Origin of the sequence: Crossiella cryophila, assembly GCF_014204915.1 — a bacterium.
Classification (GTDB): Bacteria; Actinomycetota; Actinomycetes; order Mycobacteriales; family Pseudonocardiaceae; genus Crossiella; species Crossiella cryophila.
This window is the reverse complement of the sequence record NZ_JACHMH010000001.1, coordinates 7,717,716-7,737,929: the sequence shown is the minus strand read 5'-3', so window position 1 is coordinate 7,737,929 and position 20,214 is coordinate 7,717,716. Positions and strand designations below refer to the sequence as shown.

23 protein-coding genes are annotated in these 20,214 nt (G+C 70.6%); 11 read left to right on the top strand and 12 right to left on the bottom strand.

What is annotated here, in order from left to right:
- Window positions 1–8: 8 nt before the first annotated feature.
- Window positions 9–710 (bottom strand): TetR/AcrR family transcriptional regulator, encoded by a 702-nt coding sequence (locus HNR67_RS33175; RefSeq protein WP_185006304.1) that lies wholly within the window; start codon window positions 708–710, stop codon window positions 9–11.
- A 95-nt stretch (window positions 711–805) separates the two neighbouring features.
- Here HNR67_RS33175 and HNR67_RS33170 point away from each other — a divergent pair, with 95 nt between their 5' ends.
- Window positions 806–1,546, top strand: a complete 741-nt coding sequence (locus tag HNR67_RS33170) for an SDR family oxidoreductase (RefSeq protein ID WP_185006302.1) — start codon at window positions 806–808, stop codon at window positions 1,544–1,546.
- A gap of 13 nt (window positions 1,547–1,559) precedes the next feature.
- On the opposite strand, the gene HNR67_RS33165 is transcribed toward HNR67_RS33170, so the two are convergent.
- Window positions 1,560–2,159 (bottom strand): TetR/AcrR family transcriptional regulator, encoded by a 600-nt coding sequence (locus HNR67_RS33165; RefSeq protein ID WP_185006300.1) that lies wholly within the window; start codon window positions 2,157–2,159, stop codon window positions 1,560–1,562.
- Between the two features lie 61 nt (window positions 2,160–2,220).
- On the opposite strand from HNR67_RS33165, the gene HNR67_RS33160 reads away from it, so the two are divergent.
- The 3 genes from HNR67_RS33160 to HNR67_RS33150 are packed head-to-tail and all read left to right on the top strand — an operon-like array spanning window position 2,221 to window position 6,216.
- Entirely contained in the window at window positions 2,221–2,676 is a 456-nt protein-coding gene (locus HNR67_RS33160) for a GNAT family N-acetyltransferase (protein WP_185006298.1), read from the top strand.
- 40 nt (window positions 2,677–2,716) lie between these two features.
- Window positions 2,717–5,626, top strand: coding sequence for a glycine--tRNA ligase (locus tag HNR67_RS33155; protein ID WP_185006296.1), 2,910 nt, complete (start codon window positions 2,717–2,719; stop codon window positions 5,624–5,626).
- A 14-nt stretch (window positions 5,627–5,640) separates the two neighbouring features.
- Window positions 5,641–6,216: a suppressor of fused domain protein gene (locus HNR67_RS33150; protein ID WP_185006294.1), complete on the top strand. Its 576-nt coding sequence runs from the start codon at window positions 5,641–5,643 to the stop codon at window positions 6,214–6,216.
- On the opposite strand, the gene HNR67_RS33145 is transcribed toward HNR67_RS33150, so the two are convergent.
- Window positions 6,213–6,662 carry a universal stress protein gene (locus HNR67_RS33145; RefSeq protein WP_185006292.1) on the bottom strand — a complete coding sequence of 150 codons (450 nt, stop codon included), beginning with the start codon at window positions 6,660–6,662 and terminating at the stop codon, window positions 6,213–6,215. The genes HNR67_RS33150 and HNR67_RS33145 overlap by 4 nt on opposite strands.
- Before the next feature lie 70 nt (window positions 6,663–6,732).
- The gene (locus HNR67_RS33140) at window positions 6,733–7,647 is read right to left on the bottom strand and encodes an SDR family NAD(P)-dependent oxidoreductase (protein ID WP_185006290.1); all 915 of its coding nucleotides are present in this window, start codon (window positions 7,645–7,647) and stop codon (window positions 6,733–6,735) included.
- Between the two features lie 87 nt (window positions 7,648–7,734).
- Between HNR67_RS33140 and HNR67_RS33135 the strand changes: the two genes are divergently transcribed.
- A complete protein-coding gene (locus HNR67_RS33135; RefSeq protein ID WP_221490139.1) occupies window positions 7,735–8,289 on the top strand; it encodes a TetR/AcrR family transcriptional regulator in 555 nt (184 codons plus the stop codon).
- On the opposite strand, the gene HNR67_RS33130 is transcribed toward HNR67_RS33135, so the two are convergent.
- A complete protein-coding gene (locus HNR67_RS33130) occupies window positions 8,286–9,068 on the bottom strand; it encodes a class I SAM-dependent methyltransferase (RefSeq protein ID WP_312988566.1) in 783 nt (260 codons plus the stop codon). The two genes, HNR67_RS33135 and HNR67_RS33130, sit on opposite strands and share 4 nt — an antisense overlap.
- Before the next feature lie 253 nt (window positions 9,069–9,321).
- Here HNR67_RS33130 and HNR67_RS33125 point away from each other — a divergent pair, with 253 nt between their 5' ends.
- Window positions 9,322–10,323, top strand: coding sequence for a YdcF family protein (locus HNR67_RS33125; protein ID WP_312988564.1), 1,002 nt, complete (start codon window positions 9,322–9,324; stop codon window positions 10,321–10,323).
- Between the two features lie 5 nt (window positions 10,324–10,328).
- Here the strand turns inward: HNR67_RS33125 and HNR67_RS33120 are convergent, their stop codons facing one another.
- The 7 genes from HNR67_RS33120 to HNR67_RS33090 all read right to left on the bottom strand — a co-directional run bounded on the left by HNR67_RS33120 (window position 10,329) and on the right by HNR67_RS33090 (window position 15,141).
- Window positions 10,329–10,715, bottom strand: a complete 387-nt coding sequence (locus tag HNR67_RS33120) for a glycine cleavage system protein H (protein WP_185006286.1) — start codon at window positions 10,713–10,715, stop codon at window positions 10,329–10,331.
- A 158-nt stretch (window positions 10,716–10,873) separates the two neighbouring features.
- Window positions 10,874–11,395, bottom strand: a complete 522-nt coding sequence (locus HNR67_RS33115; RefSeq protein ID WP_185006284.1) for a hypothetical protein — start codon at window positions 11,393–11,395, stop codon at window positions 10,874–10,876.
- Between the two features lie 65 nt (window positions 11,396–11,460).
- Complete coding sequence (locus HNR67_RS33110; protein WP_185006283.1) at window positions 11,461–12,201, bottom strand: SDR family oxidoreductase; 741 nt, start codon at window positions 12,199–12,201, stop codon at window positions 11,461–11,463.
- 55 nt (window positions 12,202–12,256) lie between these two features.
- Window positions 12,257–13,456 (bottom strand): RNA polymerase sigma factor, encoded by a 1,200-nt coding sequence (locus HNR67_RS33105; RefSeq protein ID WP_185006281.1) that lies wholly within the window; start codon window positions 13,454–13,456, stop codon window positions 12,257–12,259.
- Window positions 13,456–13,797 (bottom strand): YciI family protein, encoded by a 342-nt coding sequence (locus HNR67_RS33100; RefSeq protein WP_185006279.1) that lies wholly within the window; start codon window positions 13,795–13,797, stop codon window positions 13,456–13,458. The genes HNR67_RS33105 and HNR67_RS33100 overlap by 1 nt, the downstream gene beginning before the upstream one ends.
- An 82-nt stretch (window positions 13,798–13,879) precedes the next feature.
- Entirely contained in the window at window positions 13,880–14,218 is a 339-nt protein-coding gene (locus tag HNR67_RS33095; RefSeq protein WP_185006277.1) for a hypothetical protein, read from the bottom strand.
- Window positions 14,219–14,229: 11 nt separating this feature from the next.
- A complete protein-coding gene (locus HNR67_RS33090; RefSeq protein WP_185006274.1) occupies window positions 14,230–15,141 on the bottom strand; it encodes a LysR family transcriptional regulator in 912 nt (303 codons plus the stop codon).
- Window positions 15,142–15,231: 90 nt separating this feature from the next.
- On the opposite strand from HNR67_RS33090, the gene HNR67_RS33085 reads away from it, so the two are divergent.
- The 5 genes from HNR67_RS33085 to HNR67_RS33065 all read left to right on the top strand — a co-directional run bounded on the left by HNR67_RS33085 (window position 15,232) and on the right by HNR67_RS33065 (window position 20,151).
- Entirely contained in the window at window positions 15,232–16,962 is a 1,731-nt protein-coding gene (locus tag HNR67_RS33085; RefSeq protein WP_185006271.1) for a pyruvate dehydrogenase, read from the top strand.
- Window positions 16,963–17,149: 187 nt separating this feature from the next.
- The gene (locus HNR67_RS33080; RefSeq protein ID WP_185006269.1) at window positions 17,150–17,332 is read left to right on the top strand and encodes a hypothetical protein; all 183 of its coding nucleotides are present in this window, start codon (window positions 17,150–17,152) and stop codon (window positions 17,330–17,332) included.
- A 96-nt stretch (window positions 17,333–17,428) separates the two neighbouring features.
- A complete protein-coding gene (locus tag HNR67_RS33075; protein WP_185006267.1) occupies window positions 17,429–17,977 on the top strand; it encodes a VOC family protein in 549 nt (182 codons plus the stop codon).
- 35 nt (window positions 17,978–18,012) lie between these two features.
- A complete protein-coding gene (locus tag HNR67_RS33070; RefSeq protein ID WP_185006265.1) occupies window positions 18,013–18,933 on the top strand; it encodes a SagB/ThcOx family dehydrogenase in 921 nt (306 codons plus the stop codon).
- A 3-nt stretch (window positions 18,934–18,936) separates the two neighbouring features.
- Window positions 18,937–20,151, top strand: coding sequence for a coproporphyrinogen-III oxidase family protein (locus HNR67_RS33065; protein WP_185006263.1), 1,215 nt, complete (start codon window positions 18,937–18,939; stop codon window positions 20,149–20,151).
- Window positions 20,152–20,214 lie beyond the last annotated feature (63 nt).

Sequence of the window (20,214 nt, the reverse complement as noted above, 5' to 3'; positions counted from 1 at the left end):
AGCGGATTTCAGGCGTCCGCGATCCGGTCCAGCCACTCCACCAGCAGCGCCTGCTCGGTCCCGGACAGCGCCGCCACCGGGTCGCTGCGCAGCGCGGCGGCCAGCCCGGCGGCGCGGGCGGGCACGTCGGTGTCGCCGAGCGCCTGACCGCCGGTGGTGATCGAGCTGATCACGTGCTCGCGGGCGGCGGCGGCGAACTCCATGTCCCGCTCGTCCTCCGGGGTGCCGATCAGGGTGAGCACCACGCCCTTGCCGGTGGCGTGCACGAGTTCCGCGCCCCGGCTCACGCTGACCCGCAGCTGTCCGGCCTCGGCGATGCGCTGCACGATCCGGCGCAGCTTGTTCTCCGCCTCCTTGCCTGCCGCGGAGGAGGCGCCCGCCTTCGGATCGCCGTACATGAGCAGGTAGAAGGCGGGGTGGGTGAGGCCGAACTGGACGTGCAGGTCCCAGCCGCGGCGCAGGTCCTCGACCGGGTCCGCGCTCTCGCCGAGGGCGACCTTGTCGGTCAGGTACTCGGCGAAGCCGTGCGCGGCCACCGCCTCCAGGAGGCCGTCCTTGTCCCCGAACAGTCGGTAGAGGGTGGGGGCCTGCACCCCGGCCGCGGCGCTCACCGCACGGGTGGACACCGCGTCCCGGCCGCCCTCGGCCAGTAGCTCGGCAGCCGCTCTCACCAGGCGGTCCCTGGTGGCCTCGGCGCTCTTCTCGGTCATGGAATCAACGATAACAAAGTTCCAGTAGCGTTGCTTCGATATCAGTGATACGGTGATGTCGTTAGCAACGGAAACGCCAGTTAGGGAGTGGAACGATGACTGTTCCCACGCAGCAGCGGGTCGCGATCGTCACCGGTGGATCGCGCGGCATCGGCCGGGCCAGTGCCCAGCGGCTGGCCGCGGACGGCCAGGCCGTGGTGCTGGTCTACGGCGGCAACAAGGACGAGGCCGACCAGGCGGTAGGCGAGATCACCGCGGCAGGCGGGCAGGCCATCGCGGTGCAGGCCGACGTGGCCGACGAGGCGGCGATGACCGCGGTGTTCGACGCGGCCGAGCAGGCATTCGGCGGGGTCGACGTGGTGGTGCACGCGGCCGGGATCATGCACCTGTCCACCGTGGCCGACCTGGACCTGGACCAGCTCGACCGGCTGCACCGGACCAACATCCGAGGCCCGTTCGTGGTGGCCAAGCTGGCCGCCAACCGGGTCCGCCGGGGCGGCGCGATCATCAACTTCTCCACCTCGGTGATGGGCACCCTGCTGCCGACCTACGCCGCCTACACCGCCTCCAAAGGCGCGGTGGAGGTGCTGACCAGGATCCTGGCCAAGGAGCTGCGCGGCCGGGACATCACGGTCAACGCGGTGGCCCCCGGCCCGACCGCGACCGCGTTGTTCCTGGACGGCAAGGACGCCGACCTGATCGACCGGATGGCCAAGATGGCCCCGCTGGAGCGGATCGGCACGCCGGAGGACATCGCCGAGGTGGTCTCGTTCCTGGCCGGTCCGGCGCGCTGGGTGAACGCGCAGGTGTTGCGCGCCAACGGTGGCATGGTCTGATGGGCCCGCGGGCTCAAGCCGGGGGATCGGCGAGGTCCAGCGCGGCCAGGGTCGAGTCCAGCACCGCGAGCTGCCGGGTGGGCCGGTAGGTCTCCGGATCGGCCACCGCCAGGGTGTTCATGCCCTCGATCAGCGAGACCAGGGACAGGCTCACCGTGGCCCGCCGCGCCTTGGTCCACTGTGGACGGACCTGGCCAACCAGCCGGTCCACCCGGCCGAGGAAGGCCCGGTTCGCACTGCGGTGCCGTTCGGCGAGATCGTCATCACCCAGGGCGGCGGCCAGGTAGCCCAGCCACACCCTGGCCTCCTGTTGCTTGGCCGGATCCACCGAGGCGGCGTGCCGCAGCACCGCTCGCAGCACCGCCGCCGGTGACCCGCCGGCCCCGGACAGCTCGTCCATCGCGGCCCCGGTGCGCTCGTGCAGCAGATCCCTGGCATGGCGCAGCAGCGCCCGCTTGTCCGGGAAACGGTGCAGCACCAGGCCGGTGGTGCAGCCCGCCGCCGCGGCCACCGCCCGCAGGGTCAGTCCCTGCGGACCGGCCTCGGCCATCAGTCGCCACACCGCCGCGGAGATCCGCGTGCCCTGCTCCGCCCGATCCGCGATCCTCGCCATCGGCCACCACCTCTCGTAACGCATGTTACCGTAACGCCTGTTACGACGAGAGGGGTGGCTGATGACCTTCCAGGTGACCGAGGTGAGCTGGGCGGATCCGGAGGGGGCGGTGTTGCGCAAGGCGCAGCAGGAGGAGCTGGACGCCCGCTACGGCATCGACAACCACGAGCCGGGCACCCCGCCCTCGGCGGCTGACATCGAGGTGTTCCTGCTGGCCAGGGATGCCGACGGGCAGGCGGTCGGCTGTGGCGCGCTGCGTTTGCTGGGGCCGGACTCGGTGGAGATCAAGCGGATGTACGTGACGCCGTCGGCACGCGGCAGCGGGGTGGCGGTGGCGGTGCTGCGGGCGCTGGAGAACGAGGCCAGGCGGCGCGGACTGCGCACCCTGTTGCTGGAGACCGGGACCGCGCAGCCGGACGCGATGCGCTTCTACGAGCGCGAGGGCTACCGGCCGATCGAGAACTTCGGCGTCTACGTCGGTTCAGAACTGTCCCGCTGCTACCGGCGAGACCTGTAAATCGGATGTCGCCGCGGTGGCCCGAGCCTAGACTCGGGCGATGCCGACCATGCAGGACGTGTTGCTGGCGTTGACGAACTACTGGACGGGCCAGGGCTGCCTGGTCGTCCAGCCGGTCAACTCCGAGGTCGGCGCCGGAACCATGAACCCGGCCACCATCCTGCGGGTGCTCGGCCCCGAACCGTGGCGAGTGTCCTATGTGGAACCCAGCGTGCGCCCGGACGACGCGCGCTACGGCGAGAACCCCAACCGGCTGCAGACCCACACCCAGTTCCAGGTGCTGCTCAAGCCCGATCCCGGTCACGCACAGGAGCTGTACCTGGGCAGCCTGGCCGCGATCGGCGTGGACGTGGCCGCGCACGACATCCGGTTCGTGGAGGACAACTGGGCCTCGCCCGCGCTGGGCGCCTGGGGCCTGGGCTGGGAGGTGTGGCTGGACGGCCTGGAGATCACCCAGTTCACCTACTTCCAGCAGGCGGGCGGCCAGTCCCTGGACCCGGTGTCGGTGGAGATCACCTACGGCGTCGAGCGGATCATGATGGCGGTGCAGGGCGTCGACCATTTCAAGGACATCGCCTACGCGCCGGGCATCAGCTACGGCGAGGCGTTCGGCCAGGCCGAGTACGAGCTGAGCCGCTACTACCTGGACGAGGCCGACGTGCCGATGACCAGGGAGCTGTTCGAGGCCCAGGCCGCCGAGGCCCGCCGCCTGCTCGACCGGCGGCTGCCGGTGCCCGCGCACGGCTGCGTGCTGCGCTGCTCGCACCTGTTCAACGTGCTCGACGCGCGCGGTGCGGTCAGCGCCACCGAACGCGCCCAGTACTTCGGCCGGATGCGCGCGCTGGCCCGCGAGGTAGCCCAGCTGTGGGCCGAGCGCCGCGCCGAACTCGGCCATCCCCTTGGCATGACTGCGTTCCCGCCACCCGCCACGCTGCCCGAGGTGCTGCCGGAGATCACCGACCCGGCGACGCTGGTGTTCGAGATCGGCGTGGAGGAACTGCCCCCGGCCGAGGTGACCCGCACGGTCGCCGCGGTCCGGGACGCGCTGACCAGGCGGCTCGGCGCGACCCGGTTGGCGCACGGCGAGATCCGGGTGCACGGCACCCCGCGCCGGATCGTGGCCGTGGTGGCGGAGGTCGCGCCGCGGGAGACCGACGCCGAACGCACCGTCCGCGGCCCCGGCCTTGGCCGGTCCTATGTGGACGGTGTGCCGACCAAGGCCGCACTGGGTTTCGCCCGAGGCCAGGGTGTGCCGGTCGAGGCGCTGGAACGGATCGGCGAGCACGTCGGTGTGCGCCGGATCGAGCCCGGCCGGGGTGTGGTGACCGTGCTGAGCGAGTTGCTGGCCCACCTGGTCGGCGAGTTGCGGTCCGAGCAGAACATGCGCTGGCACGATCCCGCGCTCTCCTTCGCCCGCCCGATCCGCTGGCTGCTCGCCCTGCTCGGCGACACCACGATCCCCCTGGCAGTGTCCACAGTGGCCGGTGGCCGGACCACCCGGGTACTCCGGAACGCGCCGCTGCCGGTGGTCGAGGTGCCCGAGGCCACCGGTTACCTTGATTTCCTCAAGCAGCACAACGTGATCGCCGACGCCGCGGAACGCCGAGAGCTGATCGTCGAGGCCGCCACCGCACTTGCCGAGCAGGTCGGCGGTGTGCCGGACTTCGGTGTGCTGGACGAGGTGGTCAACCTGGTCGAGTCGCCGAGGACCATCCTCGGCGGCTTCGACCCGGCCTATCTGGCGCTGCCGCCGGAGATCCTGACCACGGTGATGCGCAAGCACCAGCGCTACCTCGCCGTCCGGGACGCCGAGGGCGCGCTGCTGCCGCACTTCCTCGCGGTGGCCAACGGCGACTGCGTGCCCGAGGTGGTGCGCGCGGGCAACGAAGCCGTGCTGCGGGCCAGGTATGAGGACGCGGCCTTCTTCTGGCGCGCCGACCTCACCCGCACCCCGGACAGCTTCCGCGCCGACCTGGCCGCACTGACCTTCGCCGACCGGCTCGGCTCGATGGCCGACCGAGCCGACCGCATTGCCGCGGTGGCAACGGATCTGGCCGCCGAAACCCCGGTCGACCGGGACGTGCTGCGCCGCGCGGGCGAGCTGGCCAAGTTCGACCTGGCCACCCAACTCGTCGTCGAACTACCCGCCCTGGCCGGTGTCATGGCGCGCGACTACGCCCGCCGCGCGGGTGAGTCCGAGGCCGTCGCCCAGGCCCTGTTCGACCTGGAACTGCCCCGCACCGCCACCGACGACCTGCCCGCCACCACCCCCGGCGCGCTGCTCGCCCTGGCCGACCGGTTCGACCTCCTGGTAGGCCTGTTCAGCGTCGGCGCCGCGCCCACCGGCAGCTCCGACCCGTTCGGCCTGCGCCGCGCCGCCCTGGGCATCCTCGCCATCCTGCGCGCCCGCCCCGAACTCCCGCTCACCCTGGACGACGGCCTGCGCGCCGCCGCCCGGCACCTGCGTACCGACCGGCCGGTAGGGGCCCGTGACTTCCTGCTCCGCCGCTACGAACAGCAACTCCTCGACGCCGGTCACGACCACCGCCGGGTCGCCGCCGTGCTGCCACTGGCCGAGGCACCAGCCACCGCCGACGCCACCCTGCGCGAGCTGGCCGAGCTGAGCGCGGACCCGGGTTTCGCCGACCTGGTCGCCGCCCTGCAACGGGTCCGCCGGATCGTCCCGCCGGGCACCGCCGCCGAGTACGACCCGGCCCGCCTGACCGAACCCGCCGAGATCGCCCTGCACGAAGCCGCGTCCACCCTGCCGCCCGCCACCGGCCTGGCCGATTTCGCCCGCACCGCAACGGTTCTCATCGACCCGGTAACCCGGTTCTTCGACGAGATCCTGGTGCTGGTGGAGGATCCGGCCGTGCGTGCCACCCGGCTCGGCCTGCTCGCCAGCATCCGCGACCGGGCCGACCGGGTGCTGGACTGGTCCGCGCTCTAGGCTGTGCGATCAAGATGAACCTGATCGCACACCTGGAAAGCCGCCTCGGCCCGATCCGGCACGGCTGGAACACCGACCCGGACGGCGGGCCGATGCCGTTCACCATCGTCCAGTGCGACGGCGGGGCGCTGCCCGGCGTCACCACCTTCGCCACGGTCGGCCTCAGCGACAAGCACCTGCGCTCCCGGACCTCCGGCAAGGGCATCCACCAGGAACTGCTGATCTCGGTGCCCTCCGAACAGGCCGACGGCCCGTTCCCGGCGATGCTCCAGCAGATCGCCGAGGGCCTGCTCGCCGAGGAATCGGCGCTGCTGCGCGGCGATGTGCTCGGTCCGCACGGCCCGATCCTGCCGGACAGCGCGCTGGAAGCCTTCTACGCCGCCGCGCCGGTGCACCACGACGACGATTTCGCCGTGGCCGGGCCCAGCGCGGACGGACGGCCGTTCGGCATCGTGCTGGTGTGGCTGATCCCGATCAGCCGCGGCGAGGCGGAATTCGTGGCAGAGCAGGGCTGGACCGCCTTCGAGACCGAACTCGAACGCGTCCAGCCCGACCTGATCGACCCGCGCCGCACCGGGCTGATCCGCTAGCGCGGCACCAGCTTCGGCGGGATCACCACCACCGGACAGGTCGCCTTCCGGATGCACTCGGTGCTGATCGAACCGAGCACCGCGCTGTACAACCGGCCGTGCCCGTGACTGCCCACCACCAGCAGATCCGCCTGCGCGGCCTCCTCGGTCAGCACGTCACCGGCATAGCCCTGCCGCACCACCGTGCGCACCGGATGCGCGCCGCCGCCGGTCACCTCCAGGATCGCCTCGTCCAGGCGTTCCCGGTGCAGCTTCTCGTGGTCGACGCCCAGGTCGACCGGGTCGGCCACGGTGAACGGGGTCGCCGAGGACGGCACCGGGTTGGGCACCCAGGCGATCACCGCGACCACGTCCGCGTCCCTGCGGTCGGCCTCTTCCAGGGACCAGCCGAGCGCACGCAGGCTCTCGGTCGAGCCGTCCACACCCACCACGATCGTTCCGGCCATGCCGCCTCCCAGGGTTGATGGGCCTCAGCCTGCCGAATACCACTGGGAGTGGCCCGGTGAAACCGGGTGATCACACGGGGAAGGTCACACCGGTGAGCCGCTCGGACTCCGCCCACAGTCGAACCTGCTGGTCAGTGTCGTGGGACTGCCTGCTGGAGCGCACCACCACCGGCGCGCCGCGCAGCTCGCGGAAGCCGTCCGGGCCGTAGTACTGACCGCCCAGCGCCTCCGGGTCCACCGCCGCGCGCAGCGTGGGCAGCGCGCCCTGGTCGGCAGGCTGGCTCAGCAGTCCGCCCAGGAGCTTGGAGCCGATTCGCAGCGGCAGCGGGGAGTTGCGCACCAGCTCGGTCATCGAGACGCCAGGGTGCGCGGCCACCGCCAGCGTCGGCCTGCCCCGCGCGGCCAGCCGGCGTTGCAGCTCGTAGGTGAACATCAGATTCGCCAGCTTGGACTGGCCGTACGCGCCGATCCGGTCGTAGGAGCGGGTCAGTTGCAGGTCGTCGAAGTGGATCTTCGCGCGGATGTTGTGCGCCATGCTGGACACGGTCACCACCCGCGAGCCGGGGGTGGCCAGCAGGCGGTCCAGCAGGTGGCCGGTGAAGGCGAAGTGGCCAAGGTGGTTGGTGCCGAACTGCAGCTCGAAACCGTCCTGGGTGGTCAGCTTCGGCGTGTACATCACCCCGGCGTTGTTGATCAGCAGGTCGACGTGGTCAAGGCCGTCCCGCAGTTCGGTGGCGGCCTGGCGCACCGAGTCGAGGGAGGTCAGGTCCAGTCGCTGCACCACCAGGTGCGCGCCGGGCGCGGTGGCCGCGATCCGGTCCGCGGCCCGCTTGCCCTTCTCCACATCGCGCACCGCCAGCACCACGGTCGCCCCGCGCTGGGCCAGTACCGCCGCGGTGTGGAAGCCGATCCCGGTGTTGGCGCCGGTGACGATCGCGACCCGGCCGGACTGACTCGGCACCTCGGCCGAACTCCACTTGCTCATGGCTGCTCCCACCTATAATCCGGGGTGTGCGTTCCGTTTACGAACATACGGAACGCGCGCCCCGTTTGTCCAACGCTGGGAGAGGGTGTGCTGAAGAAGACCAGGTCGGATGCTGTTCGCAATCGGGAACGCCTGTTGCGGGTGGCGTACGAGACCTTCGCGACCGAGGGCCTCGGGGTGCCGATCGACGAGATCGCCCGGCGCGCGGGCGTGGGCGCGGGCACGGTGTACCGGCACTTCCCGACCAAGGAGGCGTTGTTCCGGGCGATCGTGGCCGACCAGTTCGAGCAGCTCATCGCCCGCGCGCGGGAGCTGGCCGACGCGGCCGATCCCGGTGCGGCCTTCTACGGCTACTTCACCCGGTTCATCCACGAGTACAGCACCGACCAGGGCCTGATGGACGCCTTCGCGGGCAGCAGCTTCGACATCGAGACCGCCGAACCCGAGCGCACCGCCGAGTTCAAGGCCGCGCTCGGCGTGCTGCTGGCCCGCGCCCAGCAGGCGGGCGCGGTGCGGCCGGACGTGGACGTGCACGACGTCAAGGCGATGGTCATCGCCGGGCACGCCATGCTGGGCTACCGCGGCGAGGCCGGCGCCCGGCTGATCCCGTTGCTCTGCAAGGCACTGGCCCCCGACGCCTAGCGCGGGGCCCGGCCCCAGGTGCTCAGCAGCGGATAGGCCGTGACGCTGAACCCGGGATCACGCAGCAGCCGGGTGAACTGGGCCAGTTCGCCCGGCCCGACCCCGGCCGCGCGCAGCTTGTCCCGCAGCTCCCAGGCGTTGGCCAGCAGCAGCTTGCTGCCCTCGCCGCCGCCGACCCAGATCGGCGTGGACCGGCTGGCCGCGACCTGGTCGAGTCCACAGTGGACGAACAGTTTCTCCATGCCCAGGGCCCAGTCGAGGTCGTCGGAGCCGAGTTTGGTGAGCACCTCCAGCACCTGGGTCTGCACCGCCCAGAAGGAGTCCTGCTGGCAGGTCGCGGTGCTGAGCACCCGCTGCTCCTTGGGCAGGATCTCCTCCAGCAGCAGCACCCCGCCGGGGTTGAGCGCGGCGGTCAGCTTGGCCACCGCGGCATCCCGCGCCGGATGGTGGATGAGCACCAGGCGGCAGTGGATCAGGTCGAAACCACCCGGCGGCAACGGGTCGGTGAGCACGTCGTGCCGCTGGATCTCCACCGGCGGGGCCAGTTCCAGCAGCCGGGTGTCGAGGTCGGTGGCCAGCACGTAACCGTCCGGGCCGACCCGTTCGCCCAGCCAGCGGGCGATCGAACCACCGCCGGCGCCGACCTCCCAGCAACGCCAGCCCGGCGCCACGCCCAGCTCGGCCAGCAGCGGGGTGGTCACCGTGTCGTAGGTGGCCTCCAGCGCGGCCATCCGGGTCCGCGCGGCGTCCACCGCGTTGTCGAAGGGGTAAGTGCCCACCGCGCCTCCTGGTCCGGCTACTACCTTGGCGGCTGGCGGGCTCCGGCGAAAGTCGGCAGGGGCATCCGGGCACGGATCAGGGGCCGACAGCCTGGTGTGGCGGGTCGCGCGAGTGGGTCCGCCGGGGATCATCGGGGGGCCGATGTCGACGGCCGCGGGCGGCCCGATGTGTACCGCGGGCGGCCCGGTGTTCGCGCTCTCCGGCGGTACTGCACACTGTGGACGGTCGCCGGTCGGGTTGGAGAGGGCTGACGTGCTGTTCGGAATCCTGGCAGGAATCGCGGGCCTCGTCTTTCTGGTGCGGGTGGTGCGTGAACCCCGCCGGATGAGCAACGCGGTGTGGTTCGGCATCCTGTTGTTCTTCGGTGGTCTGTGGGCGGCCTGGGAGCTGGGGCAGTACGGCTACGGCATGATCGTGGTGCTGCTGGGGCTGCTCGCCCTGCTCATCGGGCTGGTGCTGCCGTTCGCGCTCCTCGCCAACGGAGTGATCATGCTACGCCGCGAGTCCTTCCGGCCGGCCAACCTGCTGTCCCTGCTGACAGGATTGACGACGATCGGGCTGCTCGGGTTCACCGTGATCTTCGGCTGGCGGCTGGAACGTCCCGCGCAACTCGTGTTGATGGCGGTGATCCTGGCCTTCGGCTACTTCGCGTTCCTGTTCGTCAGCCTGCTCGCCTACTCCATTGTGTACGGATCGCTGAGCAGCCGCGGTCGGGTGGACGCGATCGTGGTGCTGGGCAGCGGCCTGATCGGGGACCGGGTGCCGCCGCTGCTGGCGGCCAGGATCGAGCGCGGACTGGCGCTCTACCGCAGGGATCGCGCGGCCGGGGGTGAGCCGGTGCTGGTGGTCTCCGGCGGGCAGGGGCCGGGGGAGACCACCACCGAGGCGGCCGCGATGCGGGACTACCTGCTGGCCCGCGAGGTCCCGGCCGAGCACATCGTGCTGGAGGACCGGGCGCGCACCACCGAGGAGAATCTGCGGTTCAGCTCGGCGCTGGTGACCCCGGCGCGGCCGGGGGCGCGGATCGTCGCGGTGACCAACAACTACCACGTCTTCCGCACCGCGGTGCTGTCGTATCAGCTCAAGCTGCGGATGCGGGTGGTGGGTTCGCGCACCGCGCTGTACTTCCTGCCGAGCGCGTTCATCCGCGAGTTCGTCGCGTTGCTCATGCAGTACCGGATCACCACGGCGGTCGGCGCGCTCGCGGTGGTGGGGATGCCTTCGCTGGGTGTGTTCCTGCTCGCCACCGCCTGAGCGGCCTAGGGAACCTGGCTGACCAGTTCGAGGTAGTCGGCGCCGTCGAGGGTGTCCAGCAACGGGTCGCCGGTGGTGCGGATCTCGAAGAGCCAGCCGGTGTCGTACGGGTCGCGCACGATCAGGCCTGGATCGTCGAAGAGCCGTTCGTTGCGTTCCACCACGAGCCCGGACATCGGCGCGAACAGGTCGCCGAACCAGGTACGGGTGGCCAGGAATCCGCACGGGGCCAACAGGTGCACGTCACCGCCCAGCGGCGGCAGGCCCACCTCGACCAGATCGGTCAGGCCGCGGGTGAGCACATCGGTCAAGCCCACTCGCAGCGTGTCGCCGCGGTGCCGGACCCAGGTGTGGTCCCTGGTGAACCGGAGGGTCTGGAAGTCGACGAACATAGGACTTTTCTAGCGCTCCGGCGACAGGCGCGTAAACACGCGGAGGTCGTTTTTACCCGAACGAACACATTCAGCCCAGCCCTGAAAGCAAATTTGCCGATTCCGGTCACTGTCCATTGTGGACGGTATGGTCGTTCGACCGGATGACGGCGGGTGGCTCAACCGGGATTGGTCTCACTGACGGCTTCAGTCACCGTCACCTGGCATTCCTTGAGCACCGCGGTCAACTCGGCGGCCAGGCCGGCGCGGTAGGGGAACTGCCGGGTGCGCACGTTGCAGGTTTCGAAGTGCAGAGCCAGGTGGGTCCACCGCGGCAGGTGGCTGACGAAGCTGTGGTGCACGGTCACCGCACGCAGCTCGGTCAGCGGCCGGATGTCCTCGCCCGAGCGACTGACCGTCTGCACGCTCTCAGTGGTGATCCGCACGGTGTGCGCGGGGATTTCCCGGTGGTGCAGCAGGAACAGCCCGAACGGGATCAGCACCGCGGCGATGGCGATGGGCACCACCACGAACATCGAGTCCGACTCCCAGGGCGTGGGGTCCTGGTTCATCGCCGCGTAGCCGACCACCGCCAGCGCGGCCAGCAATCCGACCAGCGCGGCCAGCCCGGTCATCGCGACCACCAGCGTGCCGGCCTCGCCGTGGCCGCCGGCCCGCACGCGCAGCTCCCAGGCGCTCATCACCCGAGTATGCGAAGCGGCGCGGGTCCGGCCCAGCCGCCGACGGGGTTGCCTGTAGAGGCGGACTAGGCCAGACGGCCGCCGCCGTCGACGTGCACCACCGAACCGGTGACGAAGCGGTTGGTCAAGGTGAACAACGCCGCCTCGGCCAGATCCGCCGGAGTGCCGACCCGGCGGGCCGGGTTCTTCGCGGCCACCCCGGCCAGGAAGCCGTCCTTGTCCGGCAGGGCGTCCCAGGCGCCGGAGTCGACGATGCCGGGGCTGATCGCGTTCACCCGCACCGGCGCCAGTTCCAGGGCGAGGGCCTCGACCAGGTGGGCGAGCGCGCCGTTGGTCGCCGCCATCACGCTGCGGCCGGGGGCGGGGCGCCAGGCGATCACGCCGGAGAAGAACAGCATGCTGCCCGCCGGGTCGATCCGCTCGGCCAGGTGCTTGGCGAGCAGCAGTGGGCCGATGACCTTGGCGGCCAGTGCGGTGCGCACCGCGGTGAAGTCCATTGTGGACACCGGTCCGTTGGCGGCGGCGGAGGCGGTGCTGATCACGTGGTCGACCCGGCCCGCACGCAGCGCCAGTCCGGTGACCGAACCCTCCTCGGCCAGGTCCACCGGCTGGGTGTCCACCGAGCCGGCGTACGGGGCCAGTTCGACGGCGGTGCGCTCCAGCGCGCCCGGGTCGCGGCCGGCCAGCAGCAGGTCGGCCCCGGCCTTGGCCAGAGAGTGCGCGATGGCCTTGCCGATGCCGGAACCGGCGCCGATCACCACGACGCGACTACCGAACAGTCGGTCGGCAGGGGTGGAAATGCTCATGCGCTGAGCTTGGTTGAGCTGGGCTCATGCGTCCAATGCCGGTTGTCTCTCGGGGCTATGAGTCCGGCGCATGCTGATCGCGGCGGCGGCGCAGGAAGTCCCGTTCGGTGGCGTTGCCCGCGAGGCTGATCGCCTCCTCGTAGGCGGCGCGGGCCTCGGCGGTGCGGCCGAGGCGGTGCAGCAGGTCGGCGCGGATGGCGGGCAGCAGGTGGTAGCCGGGCAGCTCCAGGTGCTCGATCAGGGCCAGCGCGGCGGCCGGGCCGTCCACCTCGGCCACGGCGACCGCCCGGTTGAGTACGACGATCGGGGTGGGGGTCAGGCTCAGCAGCTGGTCGTAGAGGGTGACGATGGTGGGCCAGTCGGTGGGCGGCGGATCGGCGTGCACGGCGTTGATGGCGGCCTGGATCTGGTACGGACCCGGCTGCCCTCGGCGGATGCACGCCTCGACGATCGCCTGGCCTTCCTTGACATGACTGGGGTTCCAGCGCGCACGGTCCTGTTCGGACAGTGGGATCAGCGCGCCGTCCGCGTCGGTGCGGGCCGCCCGCCTTGACTCCACCAGCAGCATCAGCGCGAGCAGGCCCCAGACCTCGGGCTCGTCCGGCATCAGCCCGGCCAGCACCCTGCCCAGCCGGATCGCCTCCGCGCCCAGATCCGGCCGGTCCAGGCGTTCGCCCGCGCTCGCGGTGTGGCCCTCGGTGCAGATCAGGTACAGCACGGCCAGCACCGAACGCAGCCGGTCCGGCAGATCCGCCTCCCGTGGCACCCGGTACGGGATGCGGGCGTCCCTGATCTTGCCCTTGGCCCGCACAAGGCGTTGCGCCATGGTGGATTCCGGCACCAGGAAAGCCCTGGCGATTTCCACAGTGGACAGTCCGCCGAGCAGTCGCAGGGTCAGTGCGACCCTGGCCGCCGGGGCCAGAGCCGGGTGGCAGCAGGTGAAGATCAGCCGCAGCTGGTCGTCGCGCACCGCACCCACCTCCACCGGATCCTCGGGGCCGTGTGCCAGCACGGCTTCGGCTTCCCGGCTGTCCCGGCCGGACTCGCGCCGGTGCCGGTCGATCGCCCGGTTGCGGGCGGTGGTGATGATCCAGCCCGCCGGACTGGGCGGCAGGCCCTCGGTCGGCCAGCGGCGCAACGCGGTGACGAAGGCGTCCTGGACCGCCTCCTCGGCGAGATCGATATCGCCGAGCAGGCGGACCAGCACCGCCACCGCGCGCCCGTACTCGGCGCGGAAGACCGCTTCGACGTCCATCACTCGTACATGGGCCGCACCTCGATGGGCAGCCCGAGCGCCTCGGCCAGCCGGGTGCCCCAGTGCAGGGCCGCGTCCAGGTCCTCGGCCTGGATCACGGTGAAGCCGCCGATGTGCTCCTTGCCCTCGGTGAACGGGCCGTCGGTCATCAGCACCTCCTCGTCCCTGGCCCTGATCACGGTGGCGGTGCTGGGCGGGAACAGCCCGGCGGCGAAGACCCGCGCGCCCGAGGCGATCAGGTCCGCGTTGACCGCGTCCAGCTTCTTCATGATCGGGTCGAGGAACTCCGGCGGCGGGGTGGGGCCGTCCGGCTGGTAGATGCTGAGCAGGTACTGGGCCATGGGTTTCTCCTCCTTGGTTCGCTCTCTACACGAACCCAGGAGCCCCGGATCGACACCACGGCGGAAATCGGGCCAAGATTTTTCAGCCGCGTTCGCCCGCGGCGGTCTTGACCATGGCCACCATCAGCCGCACCGCGTCCAGTGGGACCAGGCCGCTGGTCCGGACCAGGGACTGCCAGGTCGGGTAGGAGACCGCGTGCCGGATCGCCCCGGCGACCACCTCGGCTCGGGCGGCGTCGGCCTGGAACGGCGGCGCGAGCTGCGTCACCGCACCATCCACATAGGACTCGTGCTCGACGCCGGGCGGGCCGTCCAGGGTCGGGTAATACTCATACAGTGCGGCCAGCGCGATGGACAGGCGGCGATCCGGGCGGGCGATTCGTTGCCAGTCCGCGGGATCGGGCAGGGGGGTCGCGTCCATGGACGCGGACCCTACCTCGCTGGTTTGCCCCGTTGCCAGGGGAGGTCCAGACCATCGGCGACGGTGCCGAGCACGTGCGCCCTGAACTCCGCCGAGGCCGGTGGCAGCTCCCGTTCGGCCAGCCACATCAGCCCGATGTCCCTGGTGGCCCGCACATCGGTGAGCCGCAGGTACGGGGTGGCCGGTTCGCCGCCGGGCAGCGGCAGCAGTGCGACGCCGAGTCCGGCGGCGACCAGTCCGCGCAGGGTCTCCACCTCCTCGCCCTCGAAGCCCACCCGAGGGGTGAACCCGGCCTGGCGGCAGCGGTCCTCGGTGGTGGCGCGCAAGGCGTAACCCGGGCGGAGCAGGATGAACGGCTCCTCGGCCAGGTCGGCCAGCCGGGCCCGGGAGCGCCTGGCCAGCCGGTGGCGCGGCGGCACGGCCAGGAACAGCGGTTCGGTGAGCAGGTGCTGCCAGCGCAGCTGCGGGTGGCCGGGATCGTCGCTGGTGACCGCCAGGTCGGCGGCGCCGGAGAGCAGGGCGGTGGCCAGGCCCGCCTCGCCGTGCTGGGTCAGCTCGAAGGCGATGTCCGGGAACCCGGCGCGGAACCGGCTCAGCAGCGGCGGCACCAGCCAGGTGCCCAGGGTGTGCAGGAAGGTCAGCGGCACCGTGCCGCAGCCGGGGTCGGTCAGTTCGGCCACCGCGCGCAGGCCCTGGGCGTAGCGGTCGAGCACCTCGCTCACGCAGGTCTTGAACAGGTGTCCGGCCGGGGTGGGCACCAGGGTCTTGCCCACCCGCTGGAACAGGGCGGCACCGGTCTCCTGGTCCAGCTTGGCCAGTGCCCTGGACAGCGCGGGCTGGGTCAGGTGCGCGCGGCGGGCGGTCTCGGTGACCGTGGCGCCCTCGGCGACCTCCCGGAACCAGGCCAAGGTCCGCAGATCCATGTGTCAAGAGTATCGATGGGCCGGAAATCCGGCATTGGACGCATGGGTTAACCCGGCGCAGGCTGGGAAGTAGAGCCGGAGGAGGACAACATGACGAATGTGGCCGAGCAGCTCGTACACCTGCTGCGCGAGGCCGGGGTCCAGCGGATCTACGGCATCGTCGGGGACAGTCTCAACCCGATCGTGGACGCGGTCCGCCGCACCGAGGGCATCGAGTGGGTGCACGTGCGGCACGAGGAGACCGCCGCCTTCGCCGCCTCCGCCGAAGCCCAACTGACCGGTCGGTTGGCGGTCTGCGCGGGCAGCAGCGGTCCGGGCAACCTGCACCTGATCAACGGCCTGTTCGACGCGCACCGCAGTGGCGCGCCGGTGCTGGCCATCGCCTCGCACATCCCGGCCGCGCAGATCGGCACCGGCTTCTTCCAGGAGACCCACCCGGAGCAGCTCTTCGCCGAGTGCAGCCACTACAGCGAACTCGTCTCCCAGCCCGAGCAGCTGCCCCGCCTGCTGCGCATCGCCATGCAGACCGCGCTGGGCCGCGGCGGCGTGTCGGTGCTGACCATCCCCGGCGACCTGGCCGACCGCAAGGCCACCGCGCCCACCCCGCCGGTGACCAAGGTCCGTCCCTCGCCCGTGGTCCCTACCGACCGGACGGTAGACGAGCTGGCGGAGCTGCTTGACAGCGCCGAGAAGGTCATGCTGTTCGTCGGCGCGGGCGCCCGCGGCGCGCACGCCGAGGTGATGGAACTGGCCGCTCGCCTGGGCGCACCGGTCGGCCACTCCTTCGGCGGCAAGGAGTGGATCCAGTTCGACAACCCCTACGACGTCGGCATGAGCGGCCTGCTCGGCTACGGCGCCTGCTTCGAGGCCATGCACCAGGCGGACCGGGTCATCCTGCTGGGCACCGATTTCCCCTATGACAACTTCCTGCCCCAGGCCCGCACCATCCAGGTCGACCACGACCTCACCCGCCTTGGCCGCCGCACCCCGCTCGAACTGGCCGTGCACGGCAGCGTCAAGGAAACCCTGCGGGCCCTGCTGCCCAAGGTGAAGCAACGCACCGACCGGTCCTACCTGGACAAGATGCTGCGCAAACACGCCGACCGCCTGGAGAAGGTCGTCGACGCCTACACCAGGGACATCGCCGACCGCACCCCCATCCACCCCGAGTACGCCGCCGCGGTGCTCGACGAGGTGGCCGCCGCCGACACCGTCTTCACCATCGACACCGGCATGAACAACGTCTGGGCCGCCCGCTACCTCACCCCCAACGGCCGCCGCCGCATGATCGGCTCCTTCCGCCACGGCAGCATGGCCAACGCCCTGCCCCAGGCCATCGGCGCCCAACTCGCCTACCCCGACCGCCAGGTGGTCGCCCTCTCCGGCGACGGCGGCCTGTCCATGCTCCTGGGCGACCTGCTCACCCTCTCCGGCGCCGACATCCCGGTGAAGGTGGTGGTGTTCAACAACGCCAGCCTGGGCATGGTCAAACTGGAGATGCTGGTCGACGGCCTCCCGGACCACGGCACCGACCACCGCCAGGTCAACTTCGCCGCGATCGCCAAGGCAGCCGGCATCCACGCCATCCGCGCGGAGAAGCCCGCCGAGGTCGAGCCGGCGTTGCGGGAGGCCTTCACCCACCCCGGCCCCGCCCTGGTCGAACTCGTCACCGACCCCAACGCGCTGTCCCTGCCGCCGAAGATCACCGGCGAGATGGTGCGCGGGTTCGCGCTGGCGGCGGGGAAGACGGTGCTCAACGGCGGGGTGGGCAAGATGATCGAACTGGCCCGCAGCAACCTGCGCAACATCCCCCGTCCCTGAAACTCACGCCGGTGCGGCCGACCATGGCGGGCGCACCGGTCCTCCTCTCCCCGCGAATCGGGCTTTTGTCAACTGTGCGACTCCTTGGTTTTTACTGGGGTTCTGCGGGATATCCGCCGCAGCCCCAGGATCGCTAGCGTCGCCGTTGTTCACCCGTGGTGCGATTCAGGCAGAGGAGGTGAAATCGATGAAGCTGGAAACGGTGATGTTCGTCGAGCACCGGAGTGTTTCCGCACAACCGGCGCTCGCCGCGTTCGGCCAGAGTGCGAGCGTCGGAATGCTCGTCCCCGGCGGATGCTGCTCATGCGCTGGTTGCACGAGCTGCTCCTGCGGTTCGATCGTGCGGCCGGTGACCGCGGCGTCGGCGTGATGCCGGCGATGTGAATCCCGGGTGGGGCCGTCTGTGTCCCACCCGGCCGCCGGTGCGGGCAGCGGTCCCGGAATTCATCGATCGAGGTGTGGTGCCATGGAGCTGTTCAAGCCTGCCATTATCAATGTTCCCGTCGATGACGTCGGAGCGGGAATCGAGTTCTATCAAACGATGCTCGGTGTGCCGCTGGCGCGGAATCTTTCGCACGCCATCGCTTATCACGCGCCAGTGTCCAGTGACGGCGTGTTGCTGGTCGTCTCGCAGAAACGGTTCCCCGGCGAGCCCGTGACGGTCTACTTCGCCGTCGAGAGCCTGGAGGAGTCGCTGGGGCGGCTGACCGACCTGGGTGGTTCGGTGATCGCCGGCCCCTACGAACTCAGCATCCCGAAGAAGATCCGGCCCGAGTTCCGGGAGTCGTTCAAGGAGAGCCCGTTCGCCACCGAGGAGGCGGGCGACTCGTTGGGCATGGGCGCCTCGGTGCACGACGCACAGGAAAACCGGTTCGGTCTCATCGAGTTCAACGAGTGGGCGCACGCCACCTTCAAACTCGGCCGGTACGCGCGCCCAGTGACCCAGGAACAACTCAAGGACCAGATGATCGCCCTCCGTCGTGGGGTGCCGCCGGTCGAACTCGTCGACGACTGAGGCCACCCGAAACCTGCCACCGCCGGGAGAAGCCGATGACCGAACTTTCCGCGAGTGATCTCAGACAGGCAGCCATCTCCTGCACCAGCTACCGGGCGGTCAGTCCCGATGTACACGCCTCCGGTCTGCGCACCCACCAGTTGAGGTTCGAGAACCTCTCCGCCAACGGGTTGCCGCGCCCGGCCGAGGAGTTCCTGGTCGGTGGCAGGCTGCGGCGGTGGGACCGGGAGTCCGCGCTGTCCGCGAGCGCCTACTTCGCCGACCCGACAGTAGCCGCCCTGGCCGAACTGGACACCGAGGTTCTCCGGGATGACGAGATCGTCCAGTTGCCGCCGAACATCCGTACCCGGCTTGAGCTGGGGGAGGCCGTGTCCAGGCGGCGCAGCACCCGTACCTACAGCGGGGATCCCGTCGGCCTGCCCGAACTGGCCACCCTGTTGCGCCACGTGGGTGCGATCACCGCCGAAGGCGACGTCGACCTGATGCGCGGTGGCACGGTGACCTACCGATTCCGCACGGTGCCGAGTGCGGGCGGCCTGTACCCGGTCGAGCTGTGGGTGGCGGCGCTGAACATCACCGGCCTCAGCCCGGCGGTGTACCGCTACGCGCCCCGGCTGGACGGTCTCGTCCAGGTGGGCGACGCGGGTGTGCTGGCCAGGTTGTCCGGGTGCTTCGCCATCCCGGACGACCAGATCACCATCAGTTCGGCCGCGGCGGTGCTCTGCTACGTGGCCCGGCCGTGGCGGACGATGCGAAAGTACGGACCGAGGGGAATGCGGTTCGTCCTGCACGAGATCGGTGGCATGTCGCAGAACGCGCATCTGACCGTCGCGGCGCTGGGACTGGGCTCGGTCGACTGTGCCGGCTTCTACGACGACGAGGTGAACGAGGTACTCGGCCTCGACGGTGTGCTGACCGCCGTCCTGCACACCTCCGTGCTCGGCTGGCAGGGGTAGGCGATGTCGCGCCCACTGCTGGTGTACGTGCACGTGCCTTTCTGCATGTCGAAGTGCCACTTCTGCGACTGGGTGACCGAAATCCCCACCTCGGACCTGCTTCGCAGAGCGAAGGATCCCGACCGGGTGTCCTATGTGGACGCGTTGTGCCGCCAGATCCGGCAGCGGGGCGCCGAACTGCGGGACCAGGGCTACCAGCCGGTCATCCACTACTGGGGCGGCGGCACGGCCAGCATCCTGACCGTCGAGGAGATCCACCGGATTGGCGCGGCCTTGCACGAAGTGCTGGACCTAACCGACCTCCGTGAGTCGACGATCGAGTGCAGCCCGGAGACCCTCACCGCGGAGAAACTGGCGGCCTTCCGCGACATCGGCTTCTTCCGGATGAGCAGCGGCGTCCAGTCCTTCCATGACCCACGACTCCGAGCCCTCGGCCGCGCGCACACGGCCGAGTCGGCACGCCGCGCCTTCCACCTCGCCGCAGAGGCGGGTTTCACCGATCTCAACATCGATCTGATGTGCGGCTTTCCCGGCGAGGACCTCGGCGAGGTCGAGCACTCGGTGACCGCCGCACTCAGCCTGCCGGTCACCCACGTCGCCCTGTACCCGTTCCGGCCCGCTGTCGGCACGGTGCTGCGGCGCCAGATGGCACGCGGGGACAGCCAGATCCTGCGCGCTGAACAGAAGCAGGCATACCGGCTGGGACGGGGCCTGCTCACCGGCGCGGGATTTCCCGAGTACGCGATGAGCCACTTCGGCAGGCTCCGCTGCCACAGCGACCTCGCCTACTTCCGGCTGGAGATGGACTGGGTCGGCTTCGGTTCCGAGGCGGGATCCCTGCTCGACGGCACCTTCAGCACCGCACCGCGGGGCAGGCTCGCGGCCTACAACCGCGATCCCTTCGCGGTGGCCGAGCGGCACCCGGTCGCCTCCGACGCGGTGGCACCGAGGCTCATGTACCAGTCCCTGACCACCTTCGAGGGGGCGCTCGCGGACAACTGGCTGGAGCGTGGCGGGGTCCCGCTGGAGAAGGTGCTGGAACTACCCGCTGTGCGACACCTCACCAGCTTCCTGGACGGGGTCGCCGGACTCGTGCGGGACCAGCGCGGAGTGCGGCTGCCCAAGGAGAAGGTGGCCGAGGCGTTCATCGACCTGCAGTTCGCCGCAGCGCCACGGGAAGGCAAGCAGGCCACCACCGCACGCGCTGTCTTCGGCTGACCGCAGCACCGCCCGTCGGCGCCGAGCCGACACCGAATGGGGGAGATTTCCTTGCGCAGGAGT